The organism is Paenisporosarcina sp. P5_A11 (assembly GCF_056400705.1).
Window position 1 is genome coordinate 1 of record NZ_JBFUKT010000028.1, and the last position, 20634, is coordinate 20634.

Sequence of the window (20634 nt, forward strand, 5' to 3'; positions counted from 1 at the left end):
CCCTTCGATTTTCAAATTAATACTTGTCATTTGAAGTTGCCGTCTTTGTTTGCGACATCAATCGTTCAAAAATCCATCAGTATTTTTCACCTCCTCAACTCTCAATCTCAATCGTTACTATTATAGGTTAAAATACAATATATTTCTATAAATTTAGTTTGAATAGTTTGAATATATATATATATATATCTGACAGAAAACATTTAGAATTGCATAGCCGATTCATAGTAGCTTCTGGCGTTTCATTGATATGACAAATAAAACCTTGATTTAAACAGAAGCTTTTAATAGATTTGGAAGAATCAAAAGTAGTAGTCGAACCTGTTAAAATGACTTTCCCTGAGTATCTTAAACGTTTTTATTAGCATTTTTTCGTAATGAATCCATTATTTCTCTATATTCTAATACTTAACTTACAGCATCATCTTCACTAGTTGCTTTCAGAGTAGCTTCTATAACTTCTAATTCACAACAGTGCGAAAAAAAATAGACTGTCGAGAAAGTCTCGACAGTCTAGCTGACTCAAGTAGAGTCTGTTTATTATAACTTGATTAATTCATCATTCGAAATAACTACTGTTTCATTATAATCTGAACTTATTTTCGTTTGAACGTTACATCCTACTCAGGTTGTTGCACTAGCCAATCATCCTATACTTTTTACTAGGGGGAGGATTTTTGATAAGATCAGCAAACAGCTTAATAATAAATCTTACAAGGCTCAGCTTTTTTACTGRATCTGTTTAAATTTGCTCTTTTTTGATTTAAATTTTCATGGGAGTTCAATAAGAAAAGGAGTTGCCAAAGCAACTCCACAATCTTTAACTAAAACAACAGGTATTTACTTGGTAGATTTTAATTTAGCCACTGCACTTTATGCAAAACTATTGTATCTACCGCTTGTGTTTGCTCACAGCGTAGGTCTTAATTATAGTCTGTTCGATCTGGCTACCGTTTGCGTCCCATGCCTTGATGCGAAGCGAAACGTAACCTGATGCTGGGTTTTTCACCCACACTTTGTAGTGGCCATCTTTTCGGTTATCCACTTTTGTTTTGCTCCATGTGTTGCCGTCGTCCGTGGATACTTCGACCTCTACCCCTTGAATGTCTGGAGTAACACCTGATTGAGTGACGAATGACAGGTCAAAGTGGTCGGTAATGCCACCCTTTGCCTGGTTCTCATTATCTAGGCCAATGTTATACCTCGGCCACAGTAGCGCAAGGTTTTCTTGCCCATCTGTTGGTCGCTGGGACTTGAATGTCCAAGCTGTGCTGGTTGTTGTAGCCAGAGAGAACCCGAACCATTCTGGGTGCGATGTGTCCGATGTGATCTTATAAGTTGCCGGTTCAGTGCTGACAGGGTACTTTCTTTGGTAAGTAGTGTCCGGTCCCTTAGCGAGAAGTTTCCCGTCTTGATACAACCCCCAAGTGGAGAAGTCTTTCCCATTTGCAAACCAGCTCCAGTGCCCCGGCTCGCTATCACCGTTATCATTAGTTATGTTAAGGTTTAAGGTGTCTCCCTCGCGATACGCCCAGGTATTATCCGGTCCAGTTGGAGCGTTCGCCGCGCCCATCCAAGTCTCTTCTTTCTTGTCGCCCGGTGAGTAGATGCGAACTGTGTCCTTCATGTTACGTGTAATATCAGTAACGTCCGGATAGTACAGATGGAGCCATCTCATACTATTCATATCCGTCTTGTTGCCTGTGGAGTACCACTCTTCCCGGTCCGGTGTTTTTTCCTCGAATTTATCCAAGAGCGCAAAGAAGCCACCTTCGTCCTTACGTAATGCCACAGCCCAGTCGCCAGATTTCAACCAGCCATTTGGCCTGCGGTAGTGGGCATTCACTACGGCAGAGTTTTCTTCTGTCACCGCGTCTACAGGGTTATCCGGAATTTCACCATTAATCATCGACGCATAATTGTACACGTACGGACTGTTAGCGATTCCATGCAGCTTGATCCAGGTAGGACCATTGGCGATTCTGTTGAAGAGCACTTCTCCGTCGCTTTGGCCAAGAGTATAGGCCGGGATGACGACATTGTCAATTGTATATACACCTAGATTGACCCTCTCCCCGTTGTTATTGACGACGATCACTCCTGCGGCGCCAGCACCCATTACTGCTTTTATTTGGTCTCTCGGATTCTGTTTCGAATCGCGGGTGATGACCGCTAGCTTTCCATGGATGTCTATGCCGCTGAGATCCGCTGGTAGTGCCACGCCGACGTTGACCGCTTGGAGTGTCTTATCGCCGTCCAACTTATGCGCAAAGAACACTGGCACAAGCGGAATCGACTCGTTCTTATTGTCATCATAGGATGCCTCGATTGCAGGGGCATAGTTGCGAGAATGGAAGTTGAACTCGAACAAGCCAACATTATTTGGCGCCTTGACTGGCAACACGTAGGCGGGAGTTTCGCCATTAAAATTCCTCATGTAGTCAAATCCGAAGTGGTTTGTGTCCAACCGCTCGCGGACTCCCATTTTCCAAGAGTGCTTTTCGGACTCCTTAGGCGTTGTAACTTTTACCTCCTTGGCTAATCGGGCATCAAACGTGATTTCTTGATTCTCCTTACTCTTTAGCTCTATCATAGGCACTGAGGCTAGGGTATAGTTCTGAGCTATTCCGGCCTCGTCATTTGTGTTTAGTGTACTAATTACCGCGTAACGTCCCGGCTGCAAGGATAATGTGGTCTTCCCGCTGCTATTAGGATATACCTGTTTACCAACCCCCGAGTCATGGTTGAACCACACCATATCGCCTCCAGCCGGTTTTCCGTTGCGATCGATCTCATTAATAACTAAATCAACTAATGGTTCTGTTTTTGTTCCACCAATAGTCGTGTTAATGATTTTACCGTCACTTGAAGTAGCTTTTACCACTGCTTGATAATCGGCAACAGTGCCAAGCGATGTATCAAATGTTACCTTCATCTCACTGTTGCCATGTGCTGGGACAGTGACAACTGACTTGCTGAGTGTGAACATTCCAGCCGGTGCCGCTGTTTGATTCTCATTCTTGGCTGTCATGACGAGATTCAATGTCATATCACTGTCGGTTGGGTTGACATAATTATATGTCTTTTCTATTGGTTTAGTATCAACAAACCCGGCTCCCATACTGACAACTGCAGGACTGCTATACACGTTAGCCTCTAAGGCTTTCGTGATATCTACACGTCCGCCACCTTGTTGATTAGCTGAGTAGCGGGTATTTGCTACTGCAGTACCAGTTAATACCTGCTTAATATGGTCTCCTGACCAATCAGGGTGTCTTTGTTTCAGAATGGCTGCAGCACCGGAAACATGTGGTGTAGCCATTGATGTACCATTGGCACTAGTGTAGTAGTTATCAACGGCCGTACCCATAGTGGTTCCTGCTGCACGAGCAGCTACGATTGCTACTCCTGGTGCCGTAATCTCAGGTTTAGCTCTGAAATTATTGATAACAGGACCGCGACTTGAGAAATTAGCCAAAAATTCGTTTGCGCTTTTGTCAACTGCCCCAACGGTCAATGCTTTTTCGGCTGCCCCTGGTGCTGCAATGGTTCTCTTATCTGGACCCGCATTACCTGCAGCAATAACAAATAGTGTGTTGCTTGTATCACTCAAATTGTTGACCGCTTGACTCAGTGGATCTGTTCCGTCGCTTGGTTCTTCCGAACCAATGCTCATACTGACAACATCGGCCTTTTCCTGAACTGCCCATTGCATTGCTTCGATGATACTGGATGTAGAACCTGATCCTGCGTTGCTAAGCACCTTCCCAATTAGAAGTTTTGCACCTGGAGCTACGCCCTTATATTTACCTCCAGAAGCTGCGCCTGATCCCGCGACAGTCGAAGCAACATGCGTACCGTGCCCGTGGTGATCTACATAATCTTCACCCGGTACGAAACTCTTCGCTTCAGCGATAGCATTTTTAACATCAGCATGATCCGGATCGATCCCAGTATCTAAGATAGCCACTTTCACGCCTGTGCCATCATACCCTGCCGCCCATGCTGTAGGTGCTCCAATTTGTGGAACACTCTTGTCCAACATCACTTGCACCGGTTTGTCAAGCCACAACTTGTTTATGCCATCGGCAAGTTTCGGTGCGGTCGCAGCTTTGGCACTGTCATCGTCTACCGCTTCCCAGAACTTCGCTGACATCGACTTGCTCGCCTTTAGCGCCACACCATTAGCGCTATCTAATACCTTGTCCTTTTTTGAACCTGCCGGAGCAGCCTGTTCTAACGCTTCGTCCGTATGACTTTCTGTGCCTGAGTAAGTCGCGATCAACGGGATATCGGAGACGTGAGCGTCGTCGTAGCCGTACTCGACCAACTTGGTGATATTAAACAACTCGCGGTCAAGCTCATCTGCTGCTAGGTACGGTTGTGCCTTATCCGGGATGAGGTAGAAATCGTCTCCCAAACTCAACGTGGTTACACCCACTTCGGTTCCATCAGGGTTTGGAGCAAGCGTTGCTGATTGCAAGCCGTCGGCGTTTTTTTCCAGCATCACAACTTCGCCCGTGATAAGGGTAACAGTGTGCGAGTCGACAACTTTGTTGTTCTGCAGTTGCTGGGACGACTGGGTGGCCGGYGTTTTGGCGGTGGTGGCATCATAAGCAAATGAATTACCAGTACTTGTTGACAAAAGTACTGCAGATACCAATCCTACGGTCATTACATTAACAATTTTTTTGTTTCTCCTCTTCTTCATTAAATTTCCCCCTTTTTCTTACTAAATAGTAGATTAATATATTTGTAAAAATGTGATGGTTTCGTGTTAATCACTTAACTTCACATTTAATACACTGATCTGACTTTCAACATCAGGTTATTAAAATTTTTCAACTAATCTAGCATTTACTGAGTTTATTAAACAGTTATTCAATATTCAGAACTATCAATCAATTAACTTCATCATCCCACATTTCTACTTTTCTGAAAATTAAACTTAGGTAGTAACTTTTGTTGCTATTGGTACTATACCTACATAAAACAAAGGCACTATACCAAGAGCGATATAATAAGGGTCAGGACATTTTTTTATAAGTGATATTTAATTAAGAGTAACTGGTAAAAAACCTTCAATAGTTTTAGAAGCTACAGGGCATTATCAAACTCATGTCTCCTAACTTGGAAGAACGAGGATATTTGAGAGTAAGTGAAGAAATAATTACAGACAAGATATTTGGATTATGTAAAAGTCGATCAATCAGGTGGGCAAAAGAAAAGCTATTCACCTTAAAGCTGCAGCGCATTTACTTAAAGGATATTGTTGAGGGTATTGTTTCCGTGCTTTCTCATATCGCTAAAGATAAGAATGTTACAATGACCTTAGATTGTGATAATAGCGTTGTTTTTGGTATTTGTATCGTGCTTTTTACAACCTTGTGAAAAACGGAATTAAGTACAATATTGACGGCTGCACCGTTGAGGTTTTTGTAAACAGATTAAGTAAGGAACAGGTTTCAATCAAAATTATAGATACAGGCATCGGTATTGCTGACAAATACAAACAGAACTTTTTTATCGTGTTGACAAATCACGCTCCCGTCAACTGGGTGGTACAGGCTTAGGTCTTTCAACTGTTGACAGCATTATCAAAAAGCATATCGGTACGATTACTGTTACTAACAATTAAAGTAACGGAACTTGCTTTCATGTCGTCTTAACTAGTGGGTCTTGATCAAAACATGTACATGACTAAGAGCCGTTGTGAATCATTACTTCGTAAACGTCAAATGGCGCCCACGTTTTTACATGGGCGCTTTGCTCTATACTTTAATTAGTYTTCTTTAGGACCTGGCAATCAGTTGGAATTGTCTTTAACTAATGTAAGAGTTGATAAAGTACTATCTAATCCGTTACTTCTACTTCGTTAAACAGATAAAGAGCGAGCTGATCCGGATTAGTTTCTAACTATATGCACCGAGTTCTTTTGTTGGTTGAGGTGGAATTGTACTTGCAACCATGTTAAGGATACTCTTTAAAGCTCAGATTACTAAAATTTTTCGATTTGATAGGCTACTTTGTTACAGTTTCTTTTTTTGTCGCTTCAAATGCTGGTGTCACTACTGCTGCTGGTGTGGATTCAACAGTTGGTGTCGATCCCTCTTTTGTTGTTTTTTCTTCTTTTGGTGTCACTTTTACTGCTGGTGTCGATTCTACTGCTGGTGTCGATTCCTCTTCAAAAAGTGGAGAAGCTAAAGCTGATCCTGCAATTAGTGAAACTGCTAATGTCGTTGCGCCTACTAATAGAATTTTTTTCATTTCAGATTCCTCCTTATTTTTAATCGCTCTGCGATAAAGTATGGGATGTTGTTTCCCACACTTCAAATTTACCTAATTAATGTGACAACAATATGACGATGTAAAAAATGTAGTGTATCACCCTGACATACGGGCAGTAACCTACAGTCAAATCACTTGCTTAGATAGGAAATAATGAGGCGTTGTCATTTTATCGACATATTCCAGCTATACACTAACAACTTAGCCCTTATTTTTCAAAGTATCGTAGAAAGGATGTTTTGTAGTGAAGCGCATCTTACTTATTGAGGACGAATTACCAATTGTTCAGATAGTAAAAGTATATTTGGAAAGAAAGGATTTTTCGGTGGCTTCCCATTCAGGCGAAGGTAATGTAGTTCAATTTTTTTTAAATTATAAACCTTCATTGGTACTTTTGGATTTGATGTTGCCTCAAAATGATGGGCTCGAGATTCTAAAACAAATCCGTCAATATGGTAGTTGTCCTGTCATTATCCTAACAGCTAGAGGTAGTGTGCCCGAAAGACTAGCAGGGCTTGGACAAGGGGCTGATGATTATATCACAAAACCATTCGATCCTGAGGAAGTTGTGGCTCGAGTTCAAGCTGTATTACGCCGTTCCTCACATTTAGAAGATAATGAAATAATTAGATTAGGCCATCTTGTAATAAATCTTACAACTCATACAGCCTCTTTTTATGATGAATTAATTCCTTTGTCACCACGTGATTGGGGACTGCTTGCTTTCCTAGGAAAACACCCCAATCAATGCTTTACTCGTGATCAACTATTGGATTATGTTTGGGGTATGAATTATAACGGTGCAGATAGAGCTGTAGATGCTTCAATTAAAAGAATTCGTCAACACTTGTGTGATTGGTCATCAGATGAGGGCGAAATTAAAACAGTACGTGGAACGGGGTATATGATACGTGTTAACTAGCTTACAGTCTGATAAAAGTATCCCTTTACTTCGTTTTTGGACTCGAAGATATGCGGGTGTACTAATAGCCATTCTTATCATTTTAGGGATTATCGCTGGTGTATTGCTAAAAGTAAATCAAAATCAACAAAGTTTTCAAATACTACAGGCGAGAGCTGAACAACTTAGTGATTCATATATACGCGCTATAGATATAATACAATCACAACCAAATTTTCAGCAAGATCAATTACCTATCACACCTGCTGCACCTTCTACACCCGCAATAGCAACGGAAGTAGCGCGACCGGTTGCTCAAGATTTTATGCAAGTTTTTAATGAAGAGGGTCATAATCTTGTTAACTTTTCGAGTCTAGATATATCAATATCCGAGACTCTTGCTAAAACACCACCTACTATAGAAAGTGTTCTACGCGGTAAAAAGACTAAAGAAAAAATTGAATATAAAGATGCTACATGGCTGCGTGTTGGCATGCCTCTAAGTAAAGATGGGAATGTTATTGGTGCTTTATATTTAAGTACCCCTTCACCAGAATTGTTTTCAGAAAATATAGAAACCTATGGACTTCTTGTGCTCATTATTTTAGGTATCGCATTTGGAGGTTGGCTTGTAATATACCATCTTTCTAGAAAATTAATACTTCCCTTATATCAATTAACTGAAGCTGCAAGAAAAGTTTCAGAAGGAGATTACTCACCGAATCTTCCTTCAGCAACCAAAGTAAAAGAGGCTGAATTACAACAACTATTTTCTTCTTTTAAGATAATGACAAAGCGTTTGCAACAACTTGAACAAATGAGAACTGATTTACTTGCAGGCGTTTCTCATGAATTAAGAACCCCTGTTACTTCGATTCGTGGGATGATTCAAGCCGTCCAAGGAGGTATTGTCACAGGGGAAACAGCGGATCAATTTTTAGTAACAACGTTAGAAGAAGCTAAGAGAATGCAAAAAATGGTAGAAGATTTATTAGATTTTGCGTCATTAGAATCCAGCACTGTTCATGGAGAGTTTGTATTATTCCCTCTCTGGGAGGTAATAGAAGAGGTAATGCAACAGGTTCATTCCATAGAAGGTTTTAAAGATATAGAATTTGATGCCTCTCCTTTAATCAAACCACTGAAAATAGTAGCAGATAGAGGTCAAATTAAGCAAATTCTACTTAACCTCTTAATGAATAGTGCAGGAGCAGAAACTACTAAAATCACCTTAAGTATGACTATTGAAGACAAAAAGCTATACCTTGATATTTTAGATAATGGTAAAGGGATTGCAGAACCAGAAATTCCTTATATTTTTGAACGATATTATCGAGGAGACAGTAAAAGAAAGAAGAAGCAGGGATTAGGACTTGGATTACCATTAAGCCGATTACTTGCTGAAGCTAATAATTGTGAATTGTTCTTAGTATCAACCTCACCGCATGAAACTATATTTCGTCTCATGATACCTATTGAATGAACAATTAAGTTTATATTTTACTCATTGTTGGATCAGATGGAGGAGAGAGGCGATTAAAAGTTTTGTTTTTACCATGCATTTCCTCCGGTAATAACTGGTATACCTCCTTTTAATGCTGCATTGTTGATAAAAGTATTGTTTAACTATTACATTAAAATAAAGCAAACTAATAAAGCTTTAATAATGGCGGAATTACTAATCAATCCTAAAAAAAGGAATGTCACTTATCATAAGAGACATTCCTTTCCTTTTTTTACCCTTTTATATCATTAAGTTCACTCAGTAGCCTTTTCAAATAAACAAAGAGCTGCTTAAAGAGCTAATGAATCTTCAAATAAAGCACTTGTTTTTTGAATAAGAGCTGTCCTCTTTCGATTGGAAAAGCTAATTAGTTTTAAAAATGGCCGTAAAAAGAAAATCAAACATCTTATTCTTGTTTTCGTTTTTAAATCAAAGCAGTTCAGCGATCTTTTGTATCCTGTCAATATGTACCCTTATGGAACCGATGCTTTTTGGACGCAGAGAGATTGATTTCAAAAGTAATTAAAAAACCTTAACCCAATAAAATAAAGGGCTAAGGTTTCTTAAAATCCTATTTAATTACTGTCTATTTACTGTAGTAAGTCATAAAATGGTTCTTCRTTTGATTATAGAAACTAGAAAAGGATTATTTTAAACCTAACTGACTTAACACCAAATCCAACGTAACACCCTTATACGTATCTTTCGCCTTAGGTGCATTTGGAACAGAGTCATTTTGTGATCCATAGTTTTTAATAACATAGTCCATATCCTTTTTATCAACTGTGCCGTCGAAGTTCAAGTCGGACCCTGATGTATTTTTACCCCAATTTTTTTGAAGCTCGATTGCATCTAATACATCAATGACATTATCTTTATTGACATCTCCTGCTTTAGCTGGAGATAATAAATAACTCATGTCCCTTCCAATTATTTCACCTCGAACGTCATATGATAACACTAGAGACTTAGAAATCGTAAAATGACCTGGTACATCAAGAGTCACTGTATATGGATTATTATCAGCTTTCATTCCACCAGCAACGTAACTACCAGATTTGTTTGTAAGAGGAGCTTCAACAACTGTGTTTCCATCATAAGACGTGACTGTAACTTTTGCGCCAATGGTTCTGTGGTCTAATGCGTTGTTCCGCCCGCCTGTTAAAGGATCAAGCATGCCCTCAAATTGTAATGAACCCCATAACCTTGAGTAGGTTGGTTTCAGTTTAAAAGTCTCAATATAAGTATAAACATTATTAGTTTGTACATTGGATTGATCTATGGTCGTTCCTTTCATCTCATTTTCAAACCAGTTGATAGGCGAACCTTTCGAATAAATGTTAGATGTTTGTAAGTCGAAATTTACCAACTGCATATCTTCTGGTAAAGCCTTAGTTCCTAAGTAGTTAAATGTAATCGTATAGTACGTATTTAACGTATCTGATGTGGTTGTTACAGTTACTTCTGAATTACCAAATTGCTTCACTGCATCATTTACAACGACATTTTTAATGGTTCCTAAGTCTCCATGGTCTTTCATGACTGGAATCGTCATCTTTGCAGTTTTTAAGTTTTTAATATTATTCGAACGTATCGAATAATTGACCGTATCTCCAGTCGAAATCGATTGTTTATTTGCTTTTAAATAATAATAGGGTCTAGTATCAGTAACAAATGCTACCCGTAGCATTGCCGTAGCATCTGCAGTAAAGTTTCTCGCAGCATCCATTCCATAGAACTGAACTTTTAAAGGTGCGGCTTGCTGTTTGACAAGGATTTGATCCTTGTAATTTCCATTTTTATCAGTGTAGATTGGAGCATATGGCCATGGTCCATTGTAAAAGGAAACAACTGAATTGTTTGATTGATCAACAGGAATACCTAAGCGCTTTGCCTCTTCCGCTTCAGGATCATTTACATTGATATTAAAGTCATATAAAAATTGTCCTTTTGAATCAAGCTGACTTAAATTATATTCAATCACTTTTTGATCTAACGAATCAAAGGTGGAGGTCATCGTTGGCGCTCCAACCTCAAAGATGAAAGCGGCTTCTTTAGTGAATGTTTTCCCTTGATTATTTGTACCAATCATTTTTAATTTGTATGAACCTGTTTTGGCAATGACAAATTGATCGCTAATCGGATTTTTCTTATCACCTGTATACGGATAGTATGCCCCAGCGAATCCACTAGAATTAGTCATTAGTTGGTTTTCATTCAATAATAGGGCATTGTAAGATCCAACTAATCCAAGATCTTCACCCGTTTTGGCATCTTGTAATACTACATCTAAAGTCCTCAAATGTGACTTTAATTGGAACTTAAATCCAAGGTAAGGCATGGCATTTTCTGGCCAAGCTGTATCATCCGAGTACATAGGATTAATAATAGAAAATGTATCAATTCCTTCGTTTACTACTCGTCCACCAAATGGAATTTGGTAGTTTTCCGTTGGATCTTCATTATTTGTCAATACGATATATCCCTCATATGTTCCTTTTTCAGCTGTTTTTGGAATAGACAGATTAAATTTGATGACTCTCTGGCTATTTCCTTCTATATTGACTGAAGTTGGCCCATCTAATGTGACATTATTTAAAGCTGCATCCTTTGAGTCTCTTATTCCAGTTTGGAATTTCACATTCACATTAAATGTTTTAGCTTTTTCACTTCGATTATTTAACATAAAATTTCTAACTTCTGAAATATCCTGGTCATCAAACCCAATCGAGCCAAAGCTAAATCCACCAGTTAATTCTCTTATTGTTTTCTCATTTTTATGCTTAAGAGTAGCTGTTCGATCATCTACTTGAATCTCAACATTTGAGTGAACGGCTTCATAGGCATCCACTTGACCACTACCGACTTCAAATACACTATAATCTTTTGATAGCGGATCAGCTGTATTCATTAAAATAGATTTAATGTCTGATGGTTCAAGATTGTCGTTCGCTTGTAATAGTAACGCGGATACACCTGCCACATAAGGTGTTGCCATGGACGTACCGGATAAACGGGAGTAGCTATATTTATAGTCCTCTGGTTTAGACCCATCGACTGTTTTATCATTTATATAAAATGGAACAGTGGAAAGAATGGCAGCACCAGGTGCTACTACCTCTGGTTTAATATCATAATTTACACGTGATGGACCTCTTGAACTGAAAGCTGCTAATTCATTGCCAGACGTTTTTACTTTCGAATAATCGCCGAAAGTAATATCTGTTTTACCCGCTTTAACGGCTGCTAAGATAGCTAGTCCTTCCGTGTTTGTGACAGAGAATGTAGGAACCGCATCTACTGATTCACCTAAAAATGTCTGGATGGAACCTTCTGCACTATTTATTTCATCATTATACATAAGTACCCCAATGGCACCTTTTGCTTTTGCATTTTTAATTTTATCTATTAAGGCAATCGAGCCCCGCTTAATGAGCGCGATATTACCATCTAAAATCTTTCCATTAAATTCAGCAGGTCTACCTAGTCCAACATCAACAAGTTGATAGGTTTTTCCTTTTAATTGCGTTAAGTCATCTTTATAGTTTCTTGCTAGCTGTCTTAATGAATAATTGACCCCATTCTGTACACCATCAAATTGATAGACATCAAGTGCAACAGTAGATGCACCAACCGTTAAGGCCAATGCCGCAGCTCCAGGTGAACCTAATGTATACATTTTATCTCCACTATTCCCTGCTGCCACAACGGTCGTTACCCCACTTAAAACGGCATTATTTACAGCAATGGAAGTCGCGTAAAGGGGATCATTTAAAGAATTGCCTAATGACATATTAATAACATCCATACCGTCCTTCACAGCACGATCAATTCCGGCCAAAATGTCATCACTTGTACCTGACCCATATGCACCAAGAACACGATAAGCATATAGATCAGCTTCTGGTGCTGCACCTAATGTTTTATATTCACTATCTGCTAAACCTCGGCCGCCAATAATACCCGCAACATGTGTACCATGTTCAGTATAGTAGACACGACCACTACCTATTTCTGGTTTACCTGATTTTTTCCAATCGGCATAAGTTGTTTCCATTGGATCATTATCATCATCGACAAAATCAAATCCACCTTTATAGGCATCCTTTAAGTCAGGATGGTTGTAATCCATTCCTGTATCAAGTATCCCGACTTTAATTCCTTTACCAGTAAAGCCTTCTGCATGTAGACGATCTAGTCCATCATAAGGCGCATAATTCGCCACATTTGCTTCATCCGCTTTTAATTGTTCGCTATCCGCGGCAGGTGGGTCTATTATAAATGTTTCGTTGCTCCAAACTGATTTTACTACTTTTGATTTTAATAGGTTTTGAATTTGATTTGCTGGGAGACTCATTGAAACACCATTAAATGCATTTTTAAAGGAACGATTAATTTTAAATTCTACCTTTTTTTTATCCTCTGATAATAATTGTTGGATATCTGTTTTGAAAGTAGAATGATTTTTATCAACTAAATTTGATGCATCTTCCGTAGATAATTGTTTTCCCTCTACACTTGCTTCAATTTGTGCGACTTTGGCAGGCTTATTCACAAACTCAATAATGACAGAAGTTTGTTTCGTAGAATTTAAATCTGTATCTGAAGAAATTTGAAGACCTGTTGATTCATTTGTAGTCATCTGGTTAAGTGCTGCTCTTTGTTCTGGTGTTAAATTAGCAAGTATATTTTCAACATTCGTATTACCAGCAGCATTGGTAACATTTGATACATGTCCAAGTGAACCTAAAATAAAACTAGATGATAGAGCAAATAYAGCTAAGCTTTTTAAGACCTTACTTTTGTTGTTTGCTTTTTTTTCCATTTTCTTTCCTCCCAGTCACTTTATTACATATGTAGTGCAATGAWTTACGAAACAATGATTCTAATAATAWTTTTTTTGTTTCTCCTTTTCCKCATTAAACCTCTCCCCTGCCTAACTAAATAGTAGATTAATATATTTGTAAAAATGTAAAGGTTTCGTGCTGATGACTTAACTTCACATTTAATACACTGATCTGTCTTTCAACATYARGTTATTAAAATTTTTCAACTAATCTAGTATCAACTGGRAGTTTATTCAACATTTATTCATTCAATATTCAGAAAAATCGCCCAATTRACCCTTATCATCCCACATTTCTACTTTTCTGAAAATTAAACATAGGATGTATCTTTTGCTGTTCTTGGTTCTATACCTGCTTAAAACAAAAGTACTATACCAAGAGTGACATAATAAGGGACAGGACATTTTTTTATAAGTGATTTTTAATAAGAAAACGGTACAAGTTGATTTCGAACGGCATAAATGACCGCCTGTGAACGGCTTTTCACATTCAGCTTTCTTGTCACTCATAAATAAATCTTCAGCAATTTCTTTGTTGCTAAGACCTTTGACCAACTCAAACAGTATTTCTTTTTCACACTCTGTCAGCTTATTTTCATTTGGTTCTGATTTCGCTTGCTGGTGATGATACATTTTCAGCTTTTTGGTCATGCGAGGATGCACGAACTGGTTACGCTTTAAAATACGTTGGAACTGGCGTACTTGTTGCCCTAATTGGATACTATCTTTTTCATTTCTTCAAACTTGTATAAGGTTTACTATTCGTGGTCAAATGAAGGGAGGTAGGAATGGAAAAGCAAAAAAAGCCATAAATTAAGAGGGCACTGCAAAACAGGGAAAAGCGCTAGATTTGCTTTTCCCTTTTTCGTTATGTAGATTATCATATTAAGTCGAACGGTTAAAAATAAAAATAGATCATTAGGGTACACAGTAGTTAAGGCGTATTAATCGAAGCGTACACACTGAATGGAAAATCACTTTCCTATATAGCTAGGCAGTTGAAAAGAAGCAAAAGCACCATCAATTATGAGCTTGCAAGTGTTTCGCCTTACACTACCATTCAGGCACAGATGATTATGAAACCAAGAGAGAAAATTACGGCTGTAAGCGTGCGGTGTATCTTGAGCTGATTGATCATATCCTCATTCATCTCAAGATGGGCTGGTCACTTGAAAAAATTGTCAATCGCTACCGGAAAGCGCATGGAAAATCCTTCCAAATCAGTGTTTCGAGCATCTATTGCTATGCGGTTCTTGGTCTGTTTCGCTTAATTCGCGTCCCTGGGATAGAAACAAATCAAATTATTCACTACAAATGCATAAACAAATAGACACCGCCTGATGCATGGTAACTTATTTATAAAAATTCCGGTATTGGAATAGTCATAATTGATTCGTTCCCAGGGACGTGAAAATTAATTATCATGAAGATCCAACTATCTTTTTACCTCTCGGCTGGGTACCATTTGGGTCAGGTTCTTTCGTGATGCCAATTTGATCAAAATAATCATTTGGTGTAAGTCTGTAAGTCAACAGTCCTGTACCAGCTTCATCAGGCTTGAAAGTTCCTGCATTTGTCCGTTCGCCATCATTCAGCAGCCATACTTGGTAAGCCTCGGATTCTTGCAGCGCAGGCAAATTCCGAATCTGTACGACTAAGCTTCTTTCTTCACCTTGCTGCAATATGTATGCAGCTCCGCCTGTATTCATATTTCCAACCGTCTTATCAGCAGGCTGTAAAAAAAGTGTCGTTTCAACCTCTACCGGGAGATCAATAGCTGCGGTTTCTTTTTTTAGTTGGATATTGGAATACAACAGGACARTCACTAAAACCATAGTGGCCAGCAAGAGTCCTGAAGTTACAGGAGTAAACTGCCTACGGAAAAGGCTGTTCCATTTATTCACCTTTCGCACAGGAATTTCATTATTACGCTCAAAAACAAAATTCATCACTTCCGCTTTTAGGGAAGCAGGGGGTTCAATTACTTCAAAATCCCACTTTAATGATTTCCAGGCTTCTGTCATTTGATCATACTCCCTGGTGCATTCTGGGCAATAGGTTAAATGTTCCGCGAATGCCTTTTTTTCTTTTTCCTTCAGTTCATCCGATATAAATAAAAGCAGGTTATCGCATTCTATACTCATTTACAAATCACCTACCTCCAAATACTTCTTCAACTGTTTGAGAGACTGATGAAGTCTGCTCTTGATCGTTCCAATCGGTTCGTTTTCAATTTTGGCAATTTCCGTTAGCGAATAGCCTTTCCAATATAGTAAATCAATTACTCTTTTTTGCGGCTTACTTAACTTATTTTTTGCTTTGGCAATTTCACTGTAAATAAGTCTATTTTCTATCCCATTATTCGGGTCTTCTATATCAATTGGCTGACCCATATCCATTTGCTTGTTATTCCGAATATGAATACTGTCTTTACGAACGTAATCCACGCACGCATTCCGTGTAACAGTCAAAAGCCAATTCACAAAAACTCCTTTTTGGGAGTTATAACTGCTTTTTGTCGTCCAAAGCTTTAAAAAAACCAACTGCACAATCTCTTTCGTTTTTTCTTCATTTCCATTTGTGAATTTAAAAACAAAGCCATAGATTAATTTAATATACCGGTCATAAAGCTCTTCCATAGCAGGATGATGCTTTTTCATTACCAATGCCATTAATTCTTTATCAAGTTTTCTTTTCAATGGCACCTGCACTCCTCACCAAGCAATTTTGGGAAATGAACAACAGGAACGATCACGAGTTTGATCGTTCCTGTTGTTTACTTATTGTGGAAAAACCGTTTCATTATTTACAATATACCAAACATCTTTCACACCTTCACCATTGACATGGCCCTCTTGCTTATCATTTACAAAATAGTAGAGCGGAAATCCTTTGTAAGCAACCTGCTCTGCCCCAGTGTCTTCTCTTTTAATTGTTCCAAAGTCTTTTTTGTCAAAGCCCTCCGGCACATCAAAATCTTTTTCCGTGAACGGCGGCCAATTTTCTAAACATTCACCAGCACAATTGCTTTTTCCAGGTTCATCCTTTTTAAAATAGTACAGTGTCATTCCATTGGAATCAGCCAGGTACTTGCCCGTTTTCTCATTTTCCAATAACTTCAGGCTCTCGGCGGTTTCCTCGACTGCGCCATTAACCACTTGATCCTCCTTGGCAGAATCTTGAGCATTATTTCCACATGCCGCTAAAAACAGCACCATTGCAAAATTCGTTAAAATAAACATCCGCTTTTTCATTTAACCCCACTCCTTCTCCTGTTTATTTCCAGCCCCATTTTTGAAACACTTGATGGGAGACATCTGATTTTAAATAATCGATAAATTGCTTTGCTTCTTTCTTATTGTTAGTATTGCTAGTTATACTTATGGGAGTTCCTCTATAGAGCGTGTCTTCATCAGGGAACTGAACCAGTTCTGTCACATCTGACAGTCGGTAATGCCAGGATTCATATGTAATCCAGGCGTCGTATTTAGAATTTGTCTTCCATAAATCGATAGCTTCTGCGCTGGATTTTACTGAAATAACAATATTGCTACTAATTCCAGGAATAAGCCCTTTTCTTCCTGCTAAATCCTCCCATAACCCCAGTTGTCCAGCCCCATTAACATCTACAATATTTACGCCATTCTTCGTTAAATCCTCCAAAGACTGTATCTTTTTAGGATTTCCTTTTCTGACTAAAATTCCCGCTGCCCGCGGATACAATTCTGTACGGGTTTTTTCATTAATGATTCCCGGATGGTTAAGCATAAAATCAGTCAGCATATACTCGGAACCTCCATAAATAATGTCGGCATCCTGTTTGGCTTGATCAATCCATTTTGCTTCGGGGCCCGCTGTTACTTCGACCTTTATCCCCGTTTCGTTAGTAAACTGCTCCGCCAGTTCCTTGATTGGTCCAAGAGGTCCACCTGGGCCGTAAATTTTCACAACATCATCGGCAGCTTGCCCCCGGTTAGAATCCATTGCTGCTGAAAACCCTAACAAGACAAGCATGAATGATATTAATCCAACAAAAATAACCGTTTTCTTCATGTCTTGCTTCTCTCCTTTCTTGAAAAATTTGTTTGTACTATAGGTAACGAGACAAACCATCAAACGGTTTGAAAAAAAAATAATTATTTTTTGTTTTTTCAATCTACCATTGAAAGCTGAACAAAATTAGCAAACAAACGTTATTGTTATTTTTTGTGAAGTAGATCAAAAAAGATACTTGCGGGATTAAAGATGACTGGAGTGTGATGAAGCGGCAATCAACACCTTATTTCACATTTGATGGCAACGCAAGGGAGGCATTAGAGTATTACGAAGAAGTATGCGATGGAGAAGTTCATGGGAACCAAACGTTTGGTGAAGCCGATTTCCAACTCCGCCTGAAGCTGAAGACAGAGTCATGCATGCACAATTTAAAAAGGTGGGCTATTCATAATGAAGTCTGATACTTTTCCTGGCATAGGAAAATGAGGATTTACAACGTTAAGGATACCTCAATATTTAAAAAAGCCGAATTTCTCAGTATTATAAGTGAGAAATTCGGCTTTCGTTACTTCACAATCGCGCCCGTTTGTTGAAAATATGCAGTTTTACGAACTGTATAAAAGACTAAATAAGATCAATTTTGAATCGTTCGTAAAAGTTGTGCTTTTACGAACGATTTTGAAAGTCACTTAAAAGGGATATGTTTCTATCATAGTTTAATTCTTCTATTCATTTACAAAAGATATTGTATGCTCTCGGCCTATTTTATAAATATTCACTTTACAATATCAGCCCATCTTTCATTGTAATGACATGATCAGCATACGAAAGCATTTCTTCATCATGGGTTACCATCAACGTTGTAATACTCAACGTTTTAGTCAATTCTCGTATTAACGTCATTACGTCCTTCGATCTTTTTGAGTCTAAACTTGCAGTGGGTTCATCCGCAAAAAGCATTTTGGGTTTGTGGATGATTGCACGTGCAATCGCCACACGCTGTTTTTCTCCTCCCGATAATGAAGCTGGGTAGGCATCCCTACGATGATCCATGTCAATCAATTTGAGTATTTTTGAAACTTCAACTTTTTGTTCCTTTTTTTTCATCTTTGTTCCCGAAACATCTAGCATCAGCATCAGTTGTTCTTCTACAGTCAGAAAAGGGACGAGATGAGAGGATTGAAAGACGAATCCGAACTCACTTGCCCGGATTTTCCGGATTTGCTCCTGACTCATGTCAGTCATGTTTTTTTTATTGAAAAGAACTTGCCCGTCCGTTGCGCGTTGAAGACCCGCAGCTATCGTAAGAATCGTACTTTTACCGGAACCTGAGGCACCAACTAACGCTGTTATTTCACCTTGATGTAGGGAAAGGTTGATCCCTTTTAATACTTGTTCTTTCACTTCGCCATTTATAAAAGTTTTTTTGACTTCATCAATTGTGAAGATTGTCATCTTAAACCTCTCCTTGTTGAATTGCTTGTAGTGGTTCGACTTTTTTAATTTGGATGCCTGAAAGCGTAGCGCCTACAAATCCAATGATCACGAATATAATCGATAATTGGACAGTCGTTTGAAGGGTTAAACTGAAAGGCATTCCTTCGGGCGCAATCATGGTGAAACCTTGGCTCAATGCAACTGACAAAGTAAGTGCGATTACGGTAATGAAAAGCATTTGTGACCACATCATTCCGAATAATCGACTTGTTTTAACACCGAGTGCTTTCAAAATCCCATATAATCCGATTTTTTGAACGTTCATCATATAGAAAAAGATTGCAAACAACATCCCACTGATGACGACTAAAAACCATACGATCATATTAAGAGACATCTGTTCTGCGCTATAACTTGGAATCGTATTGAGAAATTCTTTACTTGAAAATGATTGTAATCCCGCAATGTCTGGTCCTTTTTCTTGCCCAGCTACGAATACCAATTGCATTTCGTCCACTCCGTAAATTTCTTTGTAGTTTTCCATATTGATATAAGCGACAGGTGCGTGGCTATATTTCTTTTGATCTACAAAACCTTTCACTGTGAATTCACCGCTGAACTGATTGTTCGTTATTGTATCGCCTACTTTTATACCGTCTTCTTCCAATGAACGATCTAATACGATTTCTCCTTCACCGACTTTTTCGAATAACCTCGAATCAGTCGAAGTAACAAAAGCAACACTATGTTGTTTGTCTTCTGCATCGTTCACAAAGCCCATCTGAATTGAAAATGCTGCTGCATCCTTCTGGTCATTTAATACTTTATCTTGTGTGCTTTCATCTATTTTCGAAAGATTATAGGTTTCATTCGCATCGTCATTCATATAAAATTGACCCTCCGGTAAATCTTTTATTAAAGCTGCATTATCTTGGGATAACCCATTCGCTAATCCAGAAATGATAAACGTTAAAAAACTAACCAGAAATATGATTGATCCTAAAATAATAAATTTTGCTTTACTCTTTTTAATTTCTTTCCATGCAATATTCATCTTTTACGCCTCCGTTTTACTTGATATCTTCAGTTTATACATCTTAGGTGAACGGAAGATGAACAGGTGGTTACATTTCAATCGACGCTGAGAGAAATTTTGCTCCCTATTTAGAGTAACCGCATTTTAAAGATAGGGTTGTTATAAAAAAATTAGATGTAAGGACTCAGTTTAGATTATTAAATTTTAGTAAATATCGTAGGAATAGAATTTGGACAAAGATAATAACCGTCTGTACAGGTGTATATTTTTGCGTGTGGTAGGGATGGTCAATGTTGGATGAGGAACAATGAGGTATCTAGCATTAAATAATGGTTTTGATGAGTATATAATTACCTTCACCGTTTTTTATAGCAATTAATTATACGGTTAGTCCAGCGATGGTTATAACAGTTGACATAATACGTAGTAGAAAAAAGGAACTTTAGAGATGATTAGAAATCATCAACTTGAGATTTCATTTTATATACTTGAATCAATTTCAAAAATCTGAGCCCTCACAGCTCTATGGGTGTAAGACAAGGGAAAAGAGGACCGTCCCAAACATGGAACCCATCCTTCTATTGTGGCAAGGTTGGTCAAATCGTACGTTGCTTACGTAATTAATC

The 20634-nt window shown here is 38.5% G+C and carries 12 protein-coding genes and 2 pseudogenes; 4 read left to right on the top strand and 10 right to left on the bottom strand.

All coding sequences use genetic code 11. The features are described from left to right. Nucleotides 1-892: 892 nt before the first annotated feature. Entirely contained in the window at nt 893-4711 is a 3819-nt protein-coding gene (locus tag AC1DOS_RS06905) for a S8 family serine peptidase (RefSeq protein WP_477536906.1), read from the bottom strand. A 676-nt stretch (nt 4712-5387) separates the two neighbouring features. Here AC1DOS_RS06905 and AC1DOS_RS06910 point away from each other — a divergent pair. After that, nucleotides 5388-5638 (top strand): annotated as a pseudogene (locus AC1DOS_RS06910) (ATP-binding protein). 383 nt (nt 5639-6021) lie between these two features. Here AC1DOS_RS06910 and AC1DOS_RS06915 read toward each other — a convergent pair. After that, a complete protein-coding gene (locus AC1DOS_RS06915; protein WP_477536907.1) occupies nt 6022-6267 on the bottom strand; it encodes a hypothetical protein in 246 nt (81 codons plus the stop codon). 265 nt (nt 6268-6532) lie between these two features. Here AC1DOS_RS06915 and AC1DOS_RS06920 point away from each other — a divergent pair, with 265 nt between their 5' ends. Next, entirely contained in the window at nt 6533-7210 is a 678-nt protein-coding gene (locus AC1DOS_RS06920) for a response regulator transcription factor (RefSeq protein WP_477536908.1), read from the top strand. Next, nucleotides 7200-8672, top strand: a complete 1473-nt coding sequence (locus AC1DOS_RS06925) for a sensor histidine kinase (RefSeq protein WP_477536909.1) — start codon at nt 7200-7202, stop codon at nt 8670-8672. The genes AC1DOS_RS06920 and AC1DOS_RS06925 overlap by 11 nt, the downstream gene beginning before the upstream one ends. A gap of 667 nt (nt 8673-9339) precedes the next feature. On the opposite strand, the gene AC1DOS_RS06930 is transcribed toward AC1DOS_RS06925, so the two are convergent. Both AC1DOS_RS06930 and AC1DOS_RS06935 read right to left on the bottom strand, forming a co-directional pair. Then, nucleotides 9340-13518 (bottom strand): S8 family serine peptidase, encoded by a 4179-nt coding sequence (locus tag AC1DOS_RS06930; protein ID WP_477536910.1) that lies wholly within the window; start codon nt 13516-13518, stop codon nt 9340-9342. A 443-nt stretch (nt 13519-13961) separates the two neighbouring features. After that, nucleotides 13962-14202, bottom strand: a pseudogene (locus AC1DOS_RS06935) (response regulator transcription factor); the annotation flags it as partial. Between the two features lie 323 nt (nt 14203-14525). Between AC1DOS_RS06935 and AC1DOS_RS06940 the strand changes: the two are divergent. Further along, nucleotides 14526-14669, top strand: a complete 144-nt coding sequence (locus AC1DOS_RS06940; RefSeq protein WP_477536922.1) for a hypothetical protein — start codon at nt 14526-14528, stop codon at nt 14667-14669. Between the two features lie 291 nt (nt 14670-14960). Here the strand turns inward: AC1DOS_RS06940 and AC1DOS_RS06945 are convergent, their stop codons facing one another. The 6 genes from AC1DOS_RS06945 to AC1DOS_RS06970 form a co-directional block, all read right to left on the bottom strand. Further along, nucleotides 14961-15683, bottom strand: coding sequence for an anti-sigma factor (locus tag AC1DOS_RS06945; RefSeq protein ID WP_477536911.1), 723 nt, complete (start codon nt 15681-15683; stop codon nt 14961-14963). Continuing rightward, a complete protein-coding gene (locus AC1DOS_RS06950) occupies nt 15684-16238 on the bottom strand; it encodes an RNA polymerase sigma factor (protein WP_477536912.1) in 555 nt (184 codons plus the stop codon). Between the two features lie 81 nt (nt 16239-16319). Next, entirely contained in the window at nt 16320-16793 is a 474-nt protein-coding gene (locus AC1DOS_RS06955) for a COG4315 family predicted lipoprotein (RefSeq protein ID WP_477536913.1), read from the bottom strand. A gap of 22 nt (nt 16794-16815) precedes the next feature. Further along, on the bottom strand, nt 16816-17592 hold the full coding sequence (locus tag AC1DOS_RS06960) for an extracellular solute-binding protein (protein WP_477536914.1): 777 nt from the start codon (nt 17590-17592) through the stop codon (nt 16816-16818). Nucleotides 17593-18315: 723 nt separating this feature from the next. Next, on the bottom strand, nt 18316-18990 hold the full coding sequence (locus AC1DOS_RS06965; RefSeq protein ID WP_477536915.1) for an ABC transporter ATP-binding protein: 675 nt from the start codon (nt 18988-18990) through the stop codon (nt 18316-18318). 1 nt (nt 18991) lies between these two features. Beyond that, nucleotides 18992-20026, bottom strand: a complete 1035-nt coding sequence (locus tag AC1DOS_RS06970) for an ABC transporter permease (protein WP_477536916.1) — start codon at nt 20024-20026, stop codon at nt 18992-18994. Between the last annotated feature and the right edge of the window lie 608 nt (nt 20027-20634).

Bases quoted from the DNA above. Each gene is read 5' to 3' on its own strand.
- AC1DOS_RS06970 (WP_477536916.1), bottom strand. From the start codon at position 20,026: ATGAATATTGCATGGAAAGAAATTAAAAAGAGTAAAGCAAAATTTATT.
- AC1DOS_RS06955 (WP_477536913.1), bottom strand. From the start codon at position 16,793: ATGAAAAAGCGGATGTTTATTTTAACGAATTTTGCAATGGTGCTGTTT.
- AC1DOS_RS06915 (WP_477536907.1), bottom strand. From the start codon at position 6,267: ATGAAAAAAATTCTATTAGTAGGCGCAACGACATTAGCAGTTTCACTA.
- AC1DOS_RS06965 (WP_477536915.1), bottom strand. From the start codon at position 18,990: ATGACAATCTTCACAATTGATGAAGTCAAAAAAACTTTTATAAATGGC.
- AC1DOS_RS06960 (WP_477536914.1), bottom strand. From the start codon at position 17,592: ATGAAGAAAACGGTTATTTTTGTTGGATTAATATCATTCATGCTTGTC.